The 18,964-nt window shown below is 69.4% G+C and carries 18 protein-coding genes; 14 read left to right on the top strand and 4 right to left on the bottom strand.

The features are described 5' to 3' along the window. The first annotated feature begins 673 nt into the window (after positions 1–673). The 5 genes from Q5530_RS34540 to Q5530_RS34520 all read left to right on the top strand — a co-directional run bounded on the left by Q5530_RS34540 (position 674) and on the right by Q5530_RS34520 (position 5,032). Complete coding sequence (locus tag Q5530_RS34540; protein ID WP_415367024.1) at positions 674–1,096, top strand: hypothetical protein; 423 nt, start codon at positions 674–676, stop codon at positions 1,094–1,096. Positions 1,097–1,462: 366 nt separating this feature from the next. Then, the gene (locus Q5530_RS34535; protein ID WP_415367023.1) at positions 1,463–2,371 is read left to right on the top strand and encodes an ABC transporter ATP-binding protein; all 909 of its coding nucleotides are present in this window, start codon (positions 1,463–1,465) and stop codon (positions 2,369–2,371) included. Between the two features lie 10 nt (positions 2,372–2,381). After that, complete coding sequence (locus Q5530_RS34530; protein ID WP_415367022.1) at positions 2,382–3,122, top strand: ABC transporter permease; 741 nt, start codon at positions 2,382–2,384, stop codon at positions 3,120–3,122. Between the two features lie 3 nt (positions 3,123–3,125). Further along, entirely contained in the window at positions 3,126–4,406 is a 1,281-nt protein-coding gene (locus Q5530_RS34525) for a sensor histidine kinase (protein ID WP_415367021.1), read from the top strand. Continuing rightward, on the top strand, positions 4,403–5,032 hold the full coding sequence (locus tag Q5530_RS34520; RefSeq protein WP_415367020.1) for a response regulator: 630 nt from the start codon (positions 4,403–4,405) through the stop codon (positions 5,030–5,032). The genes Q5530_RS34525 and Q5530_RS34520 overlap by 4 nt, the downstream gene beginning before the upstream one ends. A 266-nt stretch (positions 5,033–5,298) precedes the next feature. Here Q5530_RS34520 and Q5530_RS34515 read toward each other — a convergent pair whose 3' ends face one another. Next, positions 5,299–5,508, bottom strand: a complete 210-nt coding sequence (locus tag Q5530_RS34515; protein ID WP_415367019.1) for a hypothetical protein — start codon at positions 5,506–5,508, stop codon at positions 5,299–5,301. 292 nt (positions 5,509–5,800) lie between these two features. Between Q5530_RS34515 and Q5530_RS34510 the strand changes: the two genes are divergently transcribed. From Q5530_RS34510 to Q5530_RS34495, 4 genes are read left to right on the top strand one after another with little or no spacing between them, the layout of a single operon-like run. Beyond that, the gene (locus Q5530_RS34510; RefSeq protein ID WP_415367018.1) at positions 5,801–6,748 is read left to right on the top strand and encodes a hypothetical protein; all 948 of its coding nucleotides are present in this window, start codon (positions 5,801–5,803) and stop codon (positions 6,746–6,748) included. A gap of 9 nt (positions 6,749–6,757) precedes the next feature. Continuing rightward, positions 6,758–9,670 carry a DEAD/DEAH box helicase gene (locus tag Q5530_RS34505; RefSeq protein WP_415367017.1) on the top strand — a complete coding sequence of 971 codons (2,913 nt, stop codon included), beginning with the start codon at positions 6,758–6,760 and terminating at the stop codon, positions 9,668–9,670. Next, positions 9,667–10,305 (top strand): hypothetical protein, encoded by a 639-nt coding sequence (locus tag Q5530_RS34500; RefSeq protein ID WP_415367016.1) that lies wholly within the window; start codon positions 9,667–9,669, stop codon positions 10,303–10,305. The genes Q5530_RS34505 and Q5530_RS34500 overlap by 4 nt, the downstream gene beginning before the upstream one ends. Then, the gene (locus tag Q5530_RS34495) at positions 10,290–10,880 is read left to right on the top strand and encodes a hypothetical protein (protein ID WP_415367015.1); all 591 of its coding nucleotides are present in this window, start codon (positions 10,290–10,292) and stop codon (positions 10,878–10,880) included. The genes Q5530_RS34500 and Q5530_RS34495 overlap by 16 nt, the downstream gene beginning before the upstream one ends. Before the next feature lie 239 nt (positions 10,881–11,119). Here the strand turns inward: Q5530_RS34495 and Q5530_RS34490 are convergent, their stop codons facing one another. Beyond that, positions 11,120–11,668: a sugar ABC transporter substrate-binding protein gene (locus Q5530_RS34490; protein ID WP_415367014.1), complete on the bottom strand. Its 549-nt coding sequence runs from the start codon at positions 11,666–11,668 to the stop codon at positions 11,120–11,122. 10 nt (positions 11,669–11,678) lie between these two features. Here Q5530_RS34490 and Q5530_RS34485 point away from each other — a divergent pair, with 10 nt between their 5' ends. The 3 genes from Q5530_RS34485 (at position 11,679) to Q5530_RS34475 (ending at position 15,462) form a co-directional block, all read left to right on the top strand. After that, positions 11,679–12,341, top strand: a complete 663-nt coding sequence (locus Q5530_RS34485) for a hypothetical protein (protein ID WP_415367013.1) — start codon at positions 11,679–11,681, stop codon at positions 12,339–12,341. A gap of 275 nt (positions 12,342–12,616) precedes the next feature. Continuing rightward, on the top strand, positions 12,617–13,129 hold the full coding sequence (locus tag Q5530_RS34480; RefSeq protein WP_415367012.1) for a hypothetical protein: 513 nt from the start codon (positions 12,617–12,619) through the stop codon (positions 13,127–13,129). 263 nt (positions 13,130–13,392) lie between these two features. After that, on the top strand, positions 13,393–15,462 hold the full coding sequence (locus Q5530_RS34475) for a hypothetical protein (RefSeq protein ID WP_415367011.1): 2,070 nt from the start codon (positions 13,393–13,395) through the stop codon (positions 15,460–15,462). A 634-nt stretch (positions 15,463–16,096) separates the two neighbouring features. Here the strand turns inward: Q5530_RS34475 and Q5530_RS34470 are convergent. Both Q5530_RS34470 and Q5530_RS34465 read right to left on the bottom strand, forming a co-directional pair. Beyond that, positions 16,097–16,969 carry an IS3 family transposase gene (locus Q5530_RS34470; protein WP_415367010.1) on the bottom strand — a complete coding sequence of 291 codons (873 nt, stop codon included), beginning with the start codon at positions 16,967–16,969 and terminating at the stop codon, positions 16,097–16,099. After that, positions 16,966–17,277: a transposase gene (locus Q5530_RS34465; protein ID WP_415367009.1), complete on the bottom strand. Its 312-nt coding sequence runs from the start codon at positions 17,275–17,277 to the stop codon at positions 16,966–16,968. The genes Q5530_RS34470 and Q5530_RS34465 overlap by 4 nt, the downstream gene beginning before the upstream one ends. Before the next feature lie 71 nt (positions 17,278–17,348). Here Q5530_RS34465 and Q5530_RS34460 point away from each other — a divergent pair, with 71 nt between their 5' ends. Both Q5530_RS34460 and Q5530_RS34455 read left to right on the top strand, forming a co-directional pair. Beyond that, positions 17,349–18,224, top strand: a complete 876-nt coding sequence (locus Q5530_RS34460; RefSeq protein WP_415367008.1) for a polymorphic toxin-type HINT domain-containing protein — start codon at positions 17,349–17,351, stop codon at positions 18,222–18,224. An 18-nt stretch (positions 18,225–18,242) separates the two neighbouring features. Beyond that, on the top strand, positions 18,243–18,776 hold the full coding sequence (locus tag Q5530_RS34455; RefSeq protein ID WP_415367007.1) for a hypothetical protein: 534 nt from the start codon (positions 18,243–18,245) through the stop codon (positions 18,774–18,776). Positions 18,777–18,964 lie beyond the last annotated feature (188 nt).

Here is an 18,964-nt window from a genome sequence, read left to right as displayed (position 1 = left end):
TGCTGCTCCCGGCGAACAACCCGGCCACTTGATGCAGGCACAGGCGTTCGACGCCCGCTGCGGTCGACACTGGTCCGTCATGGGAGAAAATTGGGAGAAGTCAAGGTGTGGCAACAGGATCGAGTCGCGCTCAAGTGCATCCAACTACACCGCTGCGACCTGTCGGTTCGACGTTTTCGCAGCTCAGGTCATGATCCGGTTCACCCTGAGGGCTGAGTCCGCAACATATCGGTTGGTCAAGGGGTCGTCTCTTCAGGCTCAGCTGAAGGCGAATCGCGGTGTGCAGCATGACTATATCGCGTTACCTGTTGATGTTTCGGAGCTGATGCCTGCGCGCCACGGGGTGGCTGCTCCCAGTTCGGTCCTGCTCGCCTTGTCTGTAAGGTTGTGCGCGGTGTTCGAGCAGGTTGGAGGCGGTGTCGTGGTGGTTGCCCGGTAGCGGAGAGCCTGTGGGAGGCCTGGTCCTCCTGCTCTGGACTCCTGGGTCCCGCATCCTCGCGGCAGGGGTTGTGCTTGCCGAGTATGTCGTCCGTGGAGGTCAGGCGACGCGTTCGCGTTCTGGGAAGACGCGATGAGCACGATCGGCCGAGTCAGGATCATGCCGTCCACGTCGGTCCTGAGGTGAGTCGATGAAGATCTGCGTGACCTCTTCCCGGCAGTCCACCCTGGACCTTTGGGCCAGGCTGCTCCCCGCGTCGGCGGCGATCTGGTTCGTCAACGGGGCAGCCTGTCGGTCCAGGCCGACGTGCTCGTGATGTCCGGTGTCTGGGCCTTCGACCGCTACGGCGGCCGCCCGGACAGGGAGGCGGCGCACATCCTGCCGAACACGCGGGGCGACGGTTTGCCGGAGTGGATCGTCGTCCCACCGTTCCGCCCGGTCGTCGAACGGGACGGGGAGTTCGTCACCAGGGAGGACTTCGCAGAGGTCAGTCCTGCCCACTGTGCGGTCCTCCGGTCCCTCCAGGCGGTGAGGGAGGAGCTCGGGGACTCGGTCACCGTGGTGCTCGACCTGTCGTTGCTCGGGATGGACGATCCGAACGACGGGTCGACCCCGGCCTCGGTGGCCTGGGCGATCGAGGATTTCCTGGCCGGGTGAGGTCCCGCATCACGCCGGAACGCCCCACGCCTGCGGCTCGGCCAACGTGTGAGGTGTCAAAGTCGGTCGAACCCGGGGACGACTCGAAGGAACTGCGCAGGCTGCGCGCAGCACCGACCGACCGGGGCCGTGAGCACCCGGTAAGTCCGGGTCGACGCGGGGGTTCGCCGAGGCACAGCGCCTCTTCACGCCACACGGAGACCGCCGACTGCCCCCGCCGGGCGCTGCCCGACGAACCGGGCTGCAAGCACGTCACCGCCCACCCCTCCATCCTCCGTTCGGAGGATGGAGGGGTCTACCGCGTCCGCGCCGATCCCCGCCCGCGCGGTCGATCCGGCGAGCCCCCGCGCCCGGCACGCTCTCGGCATGGCGATCATCGAGGTTGACGGCCTCGTCAAGCGCTACGGCGACCACACCGCGGTGAACGGGGTCGGCTTCGTCGTCGAGCAGGGCGAGATCTTCGGCATCCTGGGCCCCAACGGGGCCGGCAAGACCACGACCGTCGAGTGCGTCGAGGGGTTGCGCACCCCGGACGGCGGGACCATCCGCGTCTGCGGCCTCGACCCGCGACGCGACACCGGCGAGCTGCGGCAACTGCTCGGCGCGCAGCTCCAGGAGAGCGAACTGCCCGACAAGCTCAAGGTCCGCGAGGCGCTGGAGCTCTACAGCTCCTTCTACCGAAGGCCCGCCGACTGGCGGGAGCTGGTCGACGTCCTGCGCCTGACCGACCGGCTCGACACGCAGTTCCGGCGGCTGTCCGGCGGGCAGAAGCAGCGGCTGTCGATCGCGCTCGCGCTGATCGGCGATCCGCGGGTGGCGGTGCTCGACGAGCTGACCACCGGCCTCGACCCGCAGGCCCGCCGCGACGCGTGGGACCTCATCGCGGGCGTCCGCGACCGCGGTGTGACGATCCTGCTGGTCACGCACTTCATGGAGGAGGCGGAACGGCTCTGCGACCGGCTGGCCGTGATCGACTCCGGCCGGGTCGTCGCCCTCGACTCCCCGGCCGGGCTGGTCTCCCGGATCGGTGACCGGCAGCGCCTCCGCTTCCGCCCGTCCGCGCCGCTGGACCACGCCGTGCTGACGGCGCTGCCCGAGGTCGCCTCCGTCCAGCAGACCGGGGACCGGCTGGTCGTGACCGGCACGGGGGACCTGCTGCTCGCGGTGACCACCGTGCTGGCCCGCCACCGGATCACCGCGGCCGAGCTGCGGGTCGAGCAGACCTCGCTGGACGACGCGTTCGTCGCGCTCACCGGCCGCCCCGCCAACCCCTGAGGAGACCGCCGTGTCCGCCCTGTCCCGACTCACCGCCACCGAGACCAGGCTGTTCTTCCGCGAGCCGGTGCTCGTGTTCTTCACGCTGGCCTTCCCGCCGCTCCTGCTGGTCGTCTTCGGCTCCATCCCCGCGATGCGCGAACCCTCCGACGACGCCGCCGGCCTGAGGGCGATCGACCTGTACGTGCCGATCACCGTCGCGCTGGGCCTGGCGATGTTCGCGCTCAACTGCCTGCCCCTGCTGTTCGCCACCTACCGGGAGAAGGGCGTGCTGCGGCGCATGCGGACCACACCGGTCGAGCCGCGGGTCCTGCTCGGCGCGCAGCTGCTGATGGCCCTGGTCCTGTCCGCGGCGACCGCGCTGGTCGTGCTCGCCATCGGCCGGCTGGCGTTCGACGTGGGCCTGCCCCGGCACCTGCCCGCCTACCTGCTGGGCTACCTGCCGACGGCGCTGGCGATGTTCACGGTCGGCCTGCTCGTCGCGTCCCTGGCGTCGACCGGCAAGAGCGCCGGTGCGATCGGGACGCTGGTGTTCTTCCCGCTCGTGTTCTTCGCCGGCCTCTGGTTGCCGCGCGACAGCATGCCCGACGTCCTGCGCGTGATCAGCGATTTCACCCCGCTGGGCGCGGGCGTGCAATCATTGCAGGACGCCACGGCCGGTCACTGGCCGCAGCCGCTGCACCTGGCCGTGGTGGTGGGGTGGGCGGTCCTGGCCGGGATTCCGGCCGCGCGGTACTTCCGCTGGGAGTAGGTCGTGGGCGTCGAGGCGGAGCTGCGCGAGGAGTTCGACCGCTGGGAGCGCAGGGGGAGCGCGATCCTGAAGGTGCTCCCGTACCCGCTGCTGGCCGTCAGCCTGCTGTTCACGCTGCTGCAACCGCTCTGGGCCGAGCAGGTGCACCTCCCTTCGGTGCTCGGGCTCTCGACCGTGCTCACCGCGTGGGTGCTGTGGTTCCACACGCTCCACCCGGAGTCGCACGGCAACCGCCCGCTGATGGGCCTGTACTACGCGGGGCTCGTGGCGTTGACCGCCTGCCTGGTGCTGCTCACGCCCTGGTTCGGCTTCTTCGCCTTCATCGGCTACGTGCACGCCTTCCAGCACCTGCGGGGCCGGTGGCGGTACGTCGGCGTGGCCGTCACGTCCGCGGTCGCGGCGATCTCGTACGTGGGCGGGGCGGCCGGCATCACCGCCGACGAGTGGTGGAAGTGGCCCGCCGTCAGCACGATCACCGCGGTGCTGGCCACGGCGGCCTTCCACGCCGACGTGATGTCCGACCGGCGCAACCACCGGCAGAAGCGGGCGCTGGTCGAGTTGCACAGGGCCAACGCCGAGCTCGAGAACGCGCTCGCGGAGAACGCGGGCCTGCACGCCCAGCTGCTGGTGCAGGCCCGCGAGGCCGGGGTGCTCGACGAGCGGCAGCGGATGGCGGGGGAGATCCACGACACCCTCGCCCAGGGCCTGGCCGGCATCCTCACCCAGCTCCAGGCCGCCGAGCAGGCGTCGGACGACCCGACGACGTCGCGGCGGCACGTGGCGAACGCGGTGGGCCTGGCCCGCGAGAGCCTCGCCGAGGCCCGCCGGACGGTGCACGCGGTGGGGCCGTCCGCGCTGGCGGAGGCCCGCCTGCCGGACGCGATCGGCGACGTGGCCAGGCGCTGGTCGGAGGTGAACCGCGTCGAGGCCGTGCTGACCACGACCGGCGACGCCCGGCCGATGCACACCGACGTCGAGGTGGCGCTGCTGCGGACCGCGCAGGAGGCGCTCGCCAACGTCGCCAAGCACGCACGAGCCGGTCGGGTCGCCCTGACCCTGTCGTACATGGAGGACCTGGTGACGCTCGACGTCCTGGACGACGGAGTGGGCTTCGCGCCCGACGCCGAGCGCGCCGGCGGTTCCCCGGACGGGGGCTTCGGGCTCGCCGGCATGCGGCAGCGGGTGCAGCGCCTCGCGGGGCGGCTGGACGTCGAGTCCGAGCCGGGTGGGGGCACGGCGATCACGGTGACGGTGCCGGCGATCCCCGCCGGGAGCGGAACTTGATCTCGCTGCTGATCGTCGACGACCACCCGGTGGTGCGGGACGGGCTGCGGGGCATGTTCGGCGCCGATCCCCGCTTCGAGGTGCTCGGCGAAGCCGGTGACGGCGCGGAGGCGGTCGCGGCCGGGGAACGGCTCCGCCCCGACGTGATCCTCATGGACCTGCGGATGCCCGGGACCGACGGGGTCGCCGCCATCAGGGAGTTGGCGAAGCGCGGCGTGCCGTCACGGGTGCTGGTGCTCACCACGTACGACACGGACAGCCACGTGCTGACGGCCATCGAGGCCGGTGCCACCGGCTACCTCCTCAAGGACGCGCCGAGGGAGGAACTGGTCCGCGCGGTGGAGGCGGCGGCGCGGGGGCAGGCGGTGCTCTCACCCACCGTCGCGACCCGGCTCGTGGGCCAGGTGCGCAGACCCGCCCCGGCGCCGCTGTCGCGGCGCGAGCTGGAGGTGCTGGAGCTGATCGCCCGGGGCTCGACGAACCGCGAGGCGGCGAAGCGGCTGTTCATCAGCGAGACGACGGTCAAGACGCACCTGCTGCACGTGTACGCGAAGCTGGGCGTCAACGACCGGGCCGCCGCCGTGGCCGCCGCCTTCTCCCGCGGCTACCTGACACTGCGGGACTGACGACCGTGTGTTTGTCGAAAATGTCGTCCGTGCGGGTCAGGCGGCGTGGTGGTGCTCGTTGGGGATGCCGCCCGGTCGCGGTCGTCGGCGATGCCTTGGTGGTCGGCGGGTGTCGCAGAAGTGCTCGTACTGGCGTAGCGAATGGAGCAGGTGCCGCTGGTTCCAGATGAGGGCGCGGTCGAGGAGTTCGCGGCGGCAGCTGTGTACCCGGTGTTCCACGATCGCGTTCATTCGTGGGGTACCGGCCAGAGCTGCGTGACAAGCCACTAGAGCGGGCGCCGCATGGTCCAGAAAAGCCAGTTGCTGTGGGCCGCGCAGGCGGCTACGTCCCAGCCGCGGGAGCCCATCGTGGTCAAGACGTTCGTCACCTCGGGGAAACTGCCTGCAACAAAATCCTCTTGGCCTCCGGGGTGGGTGATGCGGATGGAGTTGTTTGTCCACAGCCATTCGATGGTGCAGAACTCGAAAGTCAACATCGGCTATCCACTTCGTGTGTCATCGTTTTGGCATTGCGATCACGGCATCAGAACCGAAGGCATGGTACACGGTCTCCTTCACGTCCTCGGTGCAGCGGAAGCGAGCAGTGCTCATTGTTGGCTGGTCTGGTTGCGACTCTCCGGACGGTAACCTCCGGCCGCAAATTTGCGGTTTTTGCCCGGCTGGTTGCGGCTAGCCTGGCATTCTCAGTGAAGTGTCCGGCCGGCTGTGAGTGGTGGAGTGGAAGAACAGGACGCGGCACCTCCGGTGGCGGGTGGTACCTCTAACGCGGTGCACGGGTCGGTCAACGGGTTCCTGGTCCAGGCCGCAAACGTTTATGGCGGCGTGCACCACTACCACCAGGCCGCCGCGGCGGCCGAGCCCGCGACGCCACCTGTCCGGGCAGACCGGCAGCAGTCCGGGCTGGAACCCGAGGTCGACGTCGGGGACACCGCGTACCTGGTGCACGAGCAGCCCGCGGGTGCTCGATCCACCGCTGACGGTGGCGCGGTCGTGCGGCAGGCCAGGTGCTCGGAACTGGGCCCCCGCGGCGGGTTCGGGTGGTTGCGCCGGATCGACGTGCGGGTGTCCACACAGCTCGCCCGGCAGGCGCGGCAGGCGTTGGCCGCAGAGCACGACCTCCTGCGCCGGCTGACGGGCGAGGTCCCGGCACTGCCCGAGGTGCTCCGGTTCGCCGAAGGGCCGGGCGGCGCCGTCACGTTGGTGACCGCGTGGCCGGAGACACGGTCGCGCCGGCCCTGTGACCCGCTCGACGCCCTGCTGCTCAACGGACCGGTGCGGGATCCGGGTGTGCTGGCGCGGGTGCGCCGGGCGCTGGGCCGGCTGTGCGTCACGCTCGATGCGCTGCACTCCCACCGAGTCGTGCACGGTGCGCTCACCCCGGCCGGGCTGCTGATGCGCGACGACGGCGCGCTCCTGCTGCGGGATCTCGGCCGAACCGATCCGGCACCGCCCGAGTACCCCGCGCCCGAGCAACTCGAACGCGCCGCCGCGGGACCGTGGACGGACGTGCACCAGGTAGGAGCCATCGCCCACCACCTGTTCACCGGCCGGCCTCCGAGCCCTCGCGCGCCGTTGCCCGTCCGGCGCTGGGAACCCGGCATCCCCGCCGACCTCGCCGAAGTCATCGACGCCGCCCTGGCCGTGGAACCCGCGAAGCGTCCGAGCGCCGAGGTACTCGGGGCGCGGTTGCGCGGCCTCGCACACCCCACCCGCTGAAGGAGCACGGTGCGTTCCGTCCAGTTGCCCCTCAACGGGCTGATCCACCTCGTCGCATCAGCCGAAGACGACCACCGGCTGCGGGAGAAGACGCGCAACCACCCCGGGCTGCCGCAGAGCGTCGCACAGGTGGTGGCCGAACTGTCGGCCTCTCGCGGCGGCGTGCCCGCGACGGTGGACGAGCCCAACAAGTGGAACGGCAGGCGCACGCTGCTGGTCTACGGCACGGCCTGGTCGGTCCGGCTGGAACCCACCCACTCCGGACGCGGGTACAAGGTCAAGTGGGTCAACCCGCTCCGGATCAGGGACCACCACCGGCTCGCCCGGCACTTCCTGTCGCTGCGCGCGACCGGCTGGCGGCACGTGGACAGCCTGCGCGAACTGCGCGAGGGCGCGCACTCGTTCTGGCCGCAGATCGAGCAGCAGTGGGAACTGCTCGTGCGGTCGCAGGCCGACGCGTCGCCGGCTCCCGCCCTCCCACCCCACCACACCGCGTTCCTCGACACCGTCGAACAGGTTGTCGACGCGGGCGAGCGGGTCGCCGTGGCGGCTGCGAGCGGCGAGCGGCCCTACCCGTACCGCGAGGTCGCACCGGTCGGCGAACAGCGGCAGGGCACGCACGCCGTGTACGGCTTCACGATCGGCGGGACCGGCGCGCCGGAGGAGGGCGCGTTCGTCCAGGTGAAGGGCTACGACGAGCACCGCGGCCAGGTGGTGCGGCTGGACGGCCGGGTGGCGACCGTCCGGTTCGACGAAGCCGTGGACTGGAAGCTGCTGCCGAAGACCGGCGAGCTGGAGACCACCACCAGCACGGTGGTGTTCAAGAAGCAGCGGGAGGCGATCACCGCTCTGCGCGACCGGAGGGCACGCAACCCGTACCTGCTGACCGCCCTGGTCGACGCGCGCATCCGGCCGCTCGGCGAGGCACCGGACACCCCGACCGAAGACCTCGACCCGGACCAGCTCCGGGCGTTCCGCAGGGCCTTGGCCGTCGAGGACCTGATGCTGGTGCTCGGCCCGCCGGGCACCGGCAAGACGCGGGTGATCAGCCAGGTCGCGCACGCGGCGGGACGGGGGGACGGGTGGACGCGACCGCCACAGCGGGTGCTGGTCACCTCGCACTCGAACCGGGCCGTGGACAACATCCTGCCCAGGCTGTCACCGGACCTCGTAGTGGTGCGGGTCGGCAACGCCGGCACGGTCACCGAGGAGGGCCGCCCTTACCTGCTGGACGAGCAGGCGCGGCAGTTGCGCGGCCAGGTGCTCGCGGGCGTCGACCGAGGACTGCGCGAGTTCGCCGACCTGGAGATCGCGCAGAAGTGGACCGACGAGCTGGCCGACCGGGTGGACGCCCTGCTGGCCGTGTACGCCGACGTGGACGAGGCACACGCCCGCGTCGCGGCGGCTCGGCGCGATGCCGGGGGCCCCGCTCAGGCCCAGGTGGACGGGCTGGAGGCCGTGCTGGCCAATCTCGACCGGCGGTCGGCACGCGTGCACCGGGCGGGCGAACGCGTCACACGACTCGGCCGGATTCCGCTGCTCGGCTGGTGGGCCCGGTGGCGGGGTGCCGCGCTCTGGTCGCAGGCCCAGCGACTCGATGCGGCCCGGCACGACCGCGGCGAGGAACTGCGCCACGCCCGGCAGCACTTGGAGGCCGTCACCGAACACGCGCCCGCGGTGCGCCACGCGGTCTCGGTGCTGGCACAGCGGTGGGAACAGGCGGAGAAGGCGCGGGAATCCGCGTTCCTCGCCGCTCACCCGTCGCGTGCGGCGATCGGCGGCTCCGAGCCGCCACCCGTGGTCCGCGACACCCCAGACCCGGTGGCGGTCCGGCACGACCTGACGGCCCTCGTGTCGTGGCTGCGAGCGCGACTGCCGTTGCTCCACGTCCGTGCGCGCCTGCTCGCGGATTGGCACCGGGAGGTTTCCAGGGCCACCGCACAACTGCACCCCGAGCTGATCCGCTACGCCCACGTCGTGGCGGCCACCACGATCGGCACGGCGTCCCGCCCGGAGCTGTCGGACCTGGACTTCGACCTGGCGATCGTCGACGAGGCCGGGCAGATCGGCACCGCCGACCTGCTGGTGCCGCTGGTGCGGGCACGGCGGGCGGTGCTGGTCGGGGATCAGCAGCAGCTACCGCCGTTCCTCGACTCCGAGGTCGACGCCTGGGGTCAGGACGTGGGAGACCCGCGCATTCGCGCCCTACTCGCGCAGAGCGCGCTGGAACACCTGGTGGACCGCCTGCCGCAGGTGAACGTCGTACCGCTGACGTGGCAGCGGCGGATGCCCGCGATCATCGCCGAGTTCATCTCGCGGGTCTTCTACGGCGGCAGGTTGCGCACCGCCGGCACGCGCGTGCACGACGACTCCCTGTTCGGCAGCCCGCTGGTGTTCGTCGACACCGCGCGGCTGCCCGTGCAGCAGCGGCGTGAACGACCGGCCAACCGGCGGGAACACCGGCAGAACGGCTACCACAACCCGGCCGAGTCGCTGCTGTTGTCGCGGTTGGCCGCGCACTACGACGCGACGGGCCGCGAGTGGGCGGTGATCGTGCCCTACAGCGCGCAGGTCAAAGCAGTCACCGCCGCGATCGTGGACCTGATCGGCAAGGAGGACCACGTGCGGCTGAACGTGGGCTCCGTCGACTCGTTCCAGGGCGGCGAGCGCCAGGTGGTCCTCTACGGCTTCACCCGCAGCAACCCGGACGGCAACGTGGGCTTCCTGCGCGAACTGCGGCGCGCCAACGTCGCGTTCACCCGGGCCAAGGAGCAGCTCGTGCTCGTCGGCGACCTGGACACGTTGACGATGGCGCGGGACGCCGGGTTCCGCGACCTGGCGCGGGCGCTGCGCGATCACGTGGCGACGGCGGGCGAGATCAGGCAGTACGCGGAAGTCCTCGACCGGATCGGTGGGCGATGAGCAGCAGGGCGAAGTTGTTCCCCTACCCCGAACTGCGGGCGCTGGAAGACGCCGCGTTCGAGCACGAGGTCGTCCCGACGCGCATCCACTCGCTGCTCCTGCCGGTGTGGAAGGTGACCGTGCAGGCGACGGTGGTCGTCGCCGAGGACTACGACCTCATCGACCGCCACCTGTCGCGCGGTATCGCCGAGGCAGGTCTGACCACCACGGCCGAGCTGGCGGCGTTCTTCTCGTTGGACCCGCTGCTGGTGGAGCGGGCGTTGCGGGCGTTGGAGGCGATCGGCCACCTCGGAACGACCGACGGCCGCTGGTGGCTGACGGAGGTCGGCCTGAGGTCCGTGCGGGAAGGGAGGCGGTACGAGGTCGCCAACGAGGACCGTCGCGTGCTGTACTTCGACGGCTTCGCCAGCCGTCCCCTGACGAAGGTCTGCTACGACCCGCGCAAAGTCACCCTGCTGCCGCCGGACGAACTGCCGACCGGGAACGTTTCCAGAGCCTGTTCACGCGGTGGAGCTTCGACCCGGCGGCACTGCCGGCCCTGTCGGGCAACCCGGAGCGGGCCAGGTTCAACCTGCCCGAGCGGATCGACAACCCGCGTCCGCTCGGCCCGCCGGAACTCGTGTACCTGCCGCTGATCGTGGTGCGCGGGCTGTCGCGGTCGAACCGGGTGCGCTACCTGGCTTACACCCAGGCGGCCGGCGAAGCCGACCTCGACCTGGGCGCGCTCGTCGAGGCAACTCCTGACATCGCCGCGAGCCTGGAGCACGAGCAGCGTGCCGCGGATCCGGCGCACGAGGAACAGCGGGTGCGGGAGTGGGCCGACCGGTACGACCTTGTTGGCCACCGCCTGGTCCGACAGCGCAGCGGCCTGCTGCGCGTCGTGTTGCCACGCAGCAGCTTCGGCGCGAACGGAGCGTTGCCGTTGCACCAGTTGGGGTCTTTTGTGGTGCGCGGCAACGGCTTCTTCCAACCGTGGTGTGATGACGCGCGGCTGCGACAACAGGCGCTGCTCGGTCGGCTGCGTTCGCTGCTGGGCGCGCGCTCGCGGCTCGACACCGGGCGGGTGTGGCCGCGGATCGAGCAGGTCGCCCGCCAGCTTGACGTGGGCGAAGTCGATGTCGGAACACTGCGCGCCCTGGCCGTGCGGTCGGGTGAGACGGTGCTCGTGGCCCAATTGGACGAGTTGGCACGTGCCTCTTCGGGACCTTGAACGGCCAGGATTGATGTCGCTGATCACGGTCTGCCCTCGATGACCACGATCGGGGTTGGGTGTTCCTGGGTCATGAGGTGTGCGGATGGTGGTGGTCTGTCCGAGCGGGGTCAACCAGCCGACGATCTGGACGAAGATGAGGTACGGCAGTCGTAACGCCACGCTTCACGATCACGACCCTGTGGAAGTCGAAGTCGGAATCATTTTTGATCTGCCGGTTGAGGCGCTGTAGTTGCTCGTTACTTTCCGGTATCACTTTGGACCGTTTGCTTGGATTGATGGATTTCGGGTCGTAAAGCCGTTTGTTTGGGGGTGGCTCGGCCTTGTCTCATTCGTTCCAGTACGTGGATCGCGCTCTCGGCGAGGCGGCGTGAGTCCTGGACCACGGTGGCGCGTAGTGGACCTGTGCCGTTGTCGATCAGTGCGAGGACCTCGGGCGCCCCGTCCACGCCGATGATCACGGTGTCCCCGGCCGCGGGGGAGCGGGTCCCGCGCAACGCGTCCACCGCGCCGAGCGCCATTTCATCATCGGTGCAGAACAGGGCGTCGAGCCGTCCGCCTTGCGCATCGAGTTCGCGTAGGTGGGCCTGTACGGCGTCGTACGCGCGGGAACTCTGGAACGCGCAACTGTCGTCCACCACGATGGAGACGCCGTCCACGCGGCTGCGCAGCACCTCGGCGCAGCACCTCTGCCGTTCTACCTGCTCCAAGCCTGCGAGGATCAGGACGTGGGGGCGGCAGACTTCGTGTCGCGTGAAGTGATCTGCGAGCCATTGGCCGGCGAGCACGCCTACGTCGGTGGGGAGGGAGGTAGCCGACGAACGCCGTGTTGGGCGGGTAGTCGGTTTCGTCGTCGAACGGCTGGATGTCGACGAAGACGACCGGCGCTCGGAAGTCGGCGCAGAACTCGACGAGTTCCGGCCGCAGCCGGTGGACCTCGGTGGCGACCACCAGCCCTCCGAGGTACTCGCGCCGGGATCGCGCCAGGTGCCTCAGGTGGTGTGCCTGGGCGGCGGCGTCGTAGTCGTGTTCGGGTACTTTGAGCACCAGGTCCAGTCCGTTGCGGCTGAGCGTGCCGTGTACGTGCTGCATCAACTCGACGATCCAGGGCTTCCGGCTGAACGCCGACGTCACCAGGAACACCCGCCGGCCGCGCCGGAGCGGCAGTGCGGTCACCGTGCCGGCCAGGACCGCCAGGAGCGCCGTCCACGCGGGAACGGCGAGGTTCAACAGTCCGCTGAGCAGGAGGACGAGTCCGCCGATGCACACCACGCCCGCGAGGAGGGCCGCGCCCGCCGGGCGCGGCGAAAGGTACAGGCCCTGCCGGTAGGTGATGCGCACATCCCGTCCGGCCTGCACGACGGAGCTCTTGGAGGACGCCTTCGCCACCTGACCGCCCGGCTGGTCTGCCGGCACCTCGTCACGCACGTCGCGATGATCCCGCACTGCCCGCTGTGGTGATCGTCGATCCGCTGCGATTGCCCGACTTGGCGCAATGCCGTCGGCGACGGGTGCTGCCGAGCAGTACGCGAGGACGCCTGTTCCTGTGGGGGTGGGCGGAGGTCGGGTGGGCGGTGTGACGGCGTGGCAGTGGGTGCGCGTTGGTTATGCCTTGACGGGGTCGGTGGGTGTTGTGGAACTGCTCGTACTCACGCCGGGCGTGGAGCAGGTGCCATTGATTCCAGACCAGTGTGCGGTCGAGCAGTTCGCGTCGGCAGCTCCGGATCCGGCGCTCCATGATCGCGTTCATCCGCGGTATCCGAACTCCGCTGAGGATGACCTGGATGCTCGCGTCGGCGACGACGTCGAACAGGGTTGGGTACTTCCCGTCGCGGTCGTGGATCGGGAACCGTGCGGAGCTGCTCGTGTCCTCGAAGTCCGTGACGAGGTTTCCGGAAGCTTGGACGACCCAGGATGCGGGTCGGGTGCGCGGTGGCACACAGGACCCTGATTCGGCGGCTGGTGTGCTCGATGACCGCGAGTATGTAAAGCGGGTTCCGTTCAGGGGGGAGGTCTCGAAGAAGTCGCAGGCCGGTAGAGGATCGGCCTGTGAGCGGAGGAAGGCGGACCGGGTCGTCGTGGTGCGCTGGGACACCGGGTTGATTCCGGCGTCCTTGAGGATCTGCCAGACGGTGGATGCGGCGACCGTGATGCCGGGCGCGAGGAGTTCGCCGTGGATGGGGCGGTGGCCCCAGGCGAGGTTCTCGTGCCGGGCGCAGCACCGTGTCCGGACATACCGGCAGCCGTAGCCGATGAAGCGTGGCGCCCAGAAGTCCTGGGTAGTTCCACTTCCGGCTCGCACGTTTGTTCGACGGCTACAGCTGTCGACATCTATTTATTGATGTTTCCGCAGCTCGTGGCAAGGTTGGGGTTGGTCTGCAACACATCGGTCGGTCAACGGATCGTCTCTTCAGGCTCGGTTGAGTCGACTTTCGAGGTGCGTGGGTAACCGGACGCAGAGGCCGCGCGGCAGTACGCTCCGGTGTCCTGTTCGGTGGGATACCGTTGGTGCGTGGACAGGGCTGGTGATGATGCCGCCTTATGGCGCAACGAGGTTGACGCCGATTCCGTCGGGGTCGTGGTGCAGGCGGGGGCGATCGCGGGTGGCATCCACATCTCGGTCCCCAGGCGCCCGCCGAACAGGCCCGCGCAGTTGCCGAGAGGGCCTTCGCCGTTCGTCGGGCGGTCCGCGGAGCTGCGGTGGTTGGACCAGGTGGTCGCCGACGGGCATGCGCCGTACGTGAGCGGGGTCGGGGGGACGGGTAAGACGGGTCTCCTCCTCCACTGGGCGCACTCGCGTCGGGATCGCTACGAGGACGGCCAGTTGTACGTGGACCTGCGCGGTGCCGACGCGGCGGAGGTCCGACCGGTGGCCGCTGTGGTGCTTCGGCGTTTCTTGGAGGCGCTCGGCGAGCCCGACGAGGCGATTCCCCGCGATCCGGACGAGCTGGTCAAGCACTACCGGACGGTGCTCAGCGTGCGGAGGGTGCTGGTCTTCGCGGACAACGTGGGTTCCCTGGAGCAGGTCCGGGCGCTGCTGCCGGGACAGTCGAACGCCGTGTTGATCGCGGCCGGCCGCGCCCACCTGGACGGCCTCCGGGGCAGCGGGTTCGACCTGCGGCGGCTGGGGGCGCTGAGCGCCGACGAGGCGGGTGCCCTGTTCGGGCGATCACTGCCCGACGGCGACGACCGGCCGGTGGGGGAGCCCGGAGCCGTGGCCGAGATCGCCCGGCGTTGTGGGCGGTGGCCGCTGCCGCTGCTGATCGCCGCCGGGCGTGCGATCGACCGCCCGGCCCTGACGCTGTCGACGCTCGCCCGAGAACTGGCGGCCCGGGGTCTTGACGCGATGAGGACCAGGGACGGCTCGGAGAGCGTGCGCGATGTGCTCGCGAATTCAGCCGCGGCACTCCGCGACGAGGCGCGCGAGGTTTTCGCGCTGCTGGCCGTGAGCCCGGGCCAGGACCTCCACGTGGACGCCCTGGCAGCCCTTGCCGACCGCTCCGTGGACGACGTCGTCCCGCTGCTGGACAACCTGGAGACGATGAACCTCGCCCAGTGGCTCGACGAGGGTCGTTACCGGATGCACGATCTCATCCGCCTGTACGCCCGCGAGTTGGTCGGTGACGACGACGTCGCGCTCCGGCGGCTCGTCGACCACTACCTGGGCACCGCGCGTGCGGCCGACCTCCTCCTGGCCCCGTACAAGACGGCGGCCGACATCGTCGGGCCGGTCGCCCGCATCGAGGCGTCCGACGTGCTGCCGTGGTTCAGCGCGGAACACCGCAACCTGCTGGCCGTCCAACAGGAGGCGCTGCGGCGGAGGTGGTACGACCGGGCCTGGAGCGTTGCCTGGCACCTCATGGACTTCCAACGGTGGCGGGGACACCTGCACGACTACTACGACACGTGGACGACCGCCCTGGAAGCCGCGCACGCCCTGGGCGATCGATGGCGACTGGCGTGGGCGCACCGGCAGATGGGGCAGGCGTGCTCCCGGCTGAGCCGGTTCGACGAGGCCGAGGACCACCTCCGCGAAGCCGTCGCCCTGGCACGTGACGTCGACCTGTCGTGCGAAGCGGCGGCACTGCGCACACTCGCCCGCAACTCCTCTCGCCGTGGCCGGCACCGCCAAGCGGTCGATCACGCACTGGAGGCCCTGGATCGGTACCGGAAAGTCGGAAACCCGTTGAGGACGGCGCTCGGCCTCACGACCGTGGCGTGGGCGCAGGCGGGGGTGGGGAACTACGCCGAGGCCCGGAGCTCCGGCGTGGAGTCGATGCGGGCGCAGCGGTTGCACGGCAATCATTACGGTGTCGCCGAAGCGGCTGCTTGCCTGGGGCACATAGCCCACATGAGCGGTCACCACGACCAGGCCGTTGCGCATTATCGGGAAGCCGTGCGGAAGTTCCACTCCCTGGAGAACACCTACAAGGAAGCCGATGCCATGGCCAGCCTGGGGGATTCTTACGCCGTCGTGGACCTTGCTGTGGCCAGAGTGCAGTGGCGGCGAGCGCTTGATCTCTATACGAAGCAGAACCGGGCTGCTCAGGTCGACTCGATCATCGCGAAGCTGAAGTATTGAGCGATGTGGTGGGCTGAGGGCTGGTGTTGCCGCTCTGGCATGAGGGGCGACCGGCATGTCGATCACCTGATTTGCGCACATGCGTTCGACGGTCGCGATGATCGACACCCCGCCGTCACGTTTCGACATGTATGGGCTGAATCCGACGTGCGTCGTTTCTGTTTCGGCAGGCTCCTTCATGTCCGGCTTTGTGCTGCGCGCGATTCGCGCATTGATCGATTTCGGCGTGCAGGGGAGCGGTGGCGGGACGGGGTGTGGCCCGGTTGAGCCGGGTTCGCTGGTTGGTTTCGGTGTGCGTGGTGTTGCCGGCGGCGAGCCTGCTGCAACCGGGGACGTGGGCGCGTGCGGCGCGGGGCGAGGTGCCTGGGGTGAGTGCGGGAGCGGGACCGGTGGACCGACCGGTGCCCGCGTCGGCCAGGTCGGACGAGGCGGTGTCGCCAAAGCAGTGGCCACCGGCCGTGCTCGTGGGCGTCGAGGCCGTTGGTGAGCCGGTGCGGCTGTCCGCCTGGGGCTGGGAACGGGTGCGTCAACCCGCCGCCGAGGCGGAGGAGATCTTCGCTGAGCTTCCCCCGATAACCCGAGGCGGTTGTTATCTGGATGCGGTCGTTGCCGCCGGGATGGTAGCTGGCTGGGTCTAAGCGGCGTGCCAAGCGGCTTCGTACTCGTCGGGGCTGAGCCAGCCGAGATCCTTCTGGATGCGCTCGGTGTTGTAGAACCCGTCGATATAGCGGAACAGTTCGTTCTCGGCCTCGTCGCGGGTGCGCCAGGACCGGCGGTAGACCAGTTCGATCTTCAGCGTGGAGAAGAAGTTCTCCATCAGCGCGTTGTCGTACGAGTCGCCGACCGACCCCATCGACGGCAGGATCCCGTTGTCCGCCAACCGCTCCGCGAATCGAAAAGCCGTATAGGTCGACCCGCGGTCGCTGTGATGGATCAACTGCCCGTCGCGCACGTCGCGCGACCAGATCGCGTACTCCAGGGCGCCCAGGACCAGGTCGGTGTCGCAGCGGTCGCTGGCCTTCCAGCCCACGATCCGATTGGAGAACGCGTCGCGCACCGCGGCCAACCAGAAGGCGCCCTCACCGGTGCGGATCCGGGTCGCGTCGGCCACCCACAACCGGTCCGGCGCCGGCGCGGTGAAGTCCCGGTTCACCCGATCGGGCGCCGGTGCCGCTCGTGGATCCCGCCTGGTGGATGGCGTCCGCCACTGTTTGCGCAGGAACGCGCCCTGCAGGCCGGCCTGGCGCATCAGCCGCTCGACCCGCTTGCGCGACACGCGGATACCCCGACGCCGCAGCACCTGATAAACCCGCGGACTGCCGTAGGTGCCGCCGGAGGCGGCGTGGATGTCGGCGATCTCGGCGGTGATCGCCTCGTCCTCGCGTTCGCGGTCCGACGGGTCGGCCTGTCGGGCCACCCAGCCGTGATACGTGGAGGAGGCGACACCGAGGACCCGGAGGACGAACTCGACCCCGAAGCGGCCGCGAAGCCGCTGCACGAGCTTCACGACCGTCGCCGGGTCGGGTCGAGTTCCGCCGCGAAAAACGCGGACGCGGTCTTCAGGATCTCGTTGGCGCGCTTCAGTTCCGCGTTCTCCCGCCGCAACCTGCGCAGCTCCTCCGACTCGGAGGTCGTGGGCCGGTCGTCCCGCTCGCCGCGGTCGGCCTCGTCCTGCCGAATCCAGTTCCGCAACGCCTCCGGGTGCACGCCCAACTGCTCGGCCAGGCGCCGGATCACCGGCTTGGGATCCGACTCCCGATACAACCGGACCGCACGGGACCTCAACTCGTCGGGGTACTTCTTCGGTGGTGCCACAGACGACTCCCTTCAGGCCCTATCGGACCATGCCTGGAAAGCCACCGGGCTACCGGGGGAAGCTCAGGGCGGTGGTCGATCGGTTCCGGAAGACGGCGCCTGCCGGCAGTTGCCACAGCTTCGTGGCCGCGACCCTGGTCCTGATGGCGGACGGCTCGACCCAGCCGATCTCCGAGGTCGAGATAGGCGACGAGGTCAAGGCCACCGACCCAGAGACGGGCGAGACCACGGACCGAGAGGTCGTCGCCACCATCGTCCACGACGACGAAGGTGACATGACCCGCCTGACCGTTACCGGTGAGGACGGTGCCACGGGTAGTGCGGACGCCACCTCCTGGCACCCGGTTTGGGTCGAGGCCGAAAGCCGCTTCGTCAGCATCGGTGATCTCAAGTCCGGTCAGGCCCTGACCTCCGTGGACGGTACCTCGCCGAGGGTTGCCCAGGTACAGCGTTCCTGGCGCGTCGAACCGGTCTACGACCTTACCGTCGCGGGTGTCCACACGTACTACGTACTGGCGGGCGCCACGTCAGTCTTGGTTCACAACAGTAACGCCTGTCCGCGGGTTTTCGCTGTGGACTCCGCCGGTGTGGCGAACGAGTTGCCGGTGCACGAGATTGACTCGAATGCCTTCCCCGGCGTCGCGGCGAACTTTGCCAAAGCTGTCGGCAACGGCAAGAGCCCGATCGTTACCCGGTTGGCGGGTCGGTCGAGCATCAGGGCGAACAGGAATGCCGCCCAGGCCGGTTCCCCTCGGCCGGGGACGTTGGGGAGTGGCATGTCCTGGGAGGAGTTTCCCTTCGCCTCCACGGTAGAAGGCGGGTCTGGTGCCACCTTGAGTCTGATTCCGTTGACGGAGAACACGACTCACGGACGTAAATCGTTGTGGCCGTTCCTGCGGGATAACGACGTCAAGGGCGGCGACCAGTACTATGTGCGCGGCCGGTGACCGGATGGAGGGCTCGAAGTGTTGCTGACGGAGCTGGAAGTGCTGGCGGAGCGACTCACCGCACTTGCTCGCCCGGTTGTGTCGTGGCTCGTGCCAGGGGTTGACGCGGCAGCGGTGGAGGAAGCGCTCGGGGAGTTGCCGCCCGACGAAGTGATCACCTGGTTCGGCTGGTGCAACGGCGTTGAGTTGTACCCCGGGCAGGTTCAGGACGACGTCAACGTGATCCCGGGATATAGCCCGCTCTCACTGGTCGAAGCGGCCCGGTTCATTGAGGCGTATTCAGGTGATCCGGTCCTGGGGAACCACTGGGTGCCCCTGCTCGGTGGTGCGAGTGGAGACATCTATACCGCAGTCTGGGAGCCGGGCGGGAGCGCTCGGGTCGCAGGAGTGCTCGTAGGGGAGGAGACCGAGGTCGAATTCAGTGGTCTTGAGCACATGGTTTCCGTGTTTAACGATTGCTATCGCCGCGGTGCCTATTTCGTTGACGACCAAGGACGCCTCGCGATGGACTCCGATCTCTACGACGAGGTATATGAGGCATCGGCTGAGTAGTCGACGGTGGTTGTGGTGGTTCGCGTAGCGCTCGGATACGCGAGTGCCGTGACCTTCCCGACACGACTCCACCCTCGGCGAGCAATGGAGTACCACCAAAGCTGGGGCGTTTCAGTCGCGTTGTGCTCGCGCGACTTCTTCCGACACACAACCGCGCGTGTGTCCCCGCCAACAGGTGGGCACACACG

Source organism: Saccharothrix sp. BKS2 (assembly GCF_047689505.1).
GTDB lineage: Bacteria > Actinomycetota > Actinomycetes > Mycobacteriales > Pseudonocardiaceae > Actinosynnema > Actinosynnema lopnurensis.
This window is presented reverse-complemented; position numbering and strand designations above follow the sequence as displayed.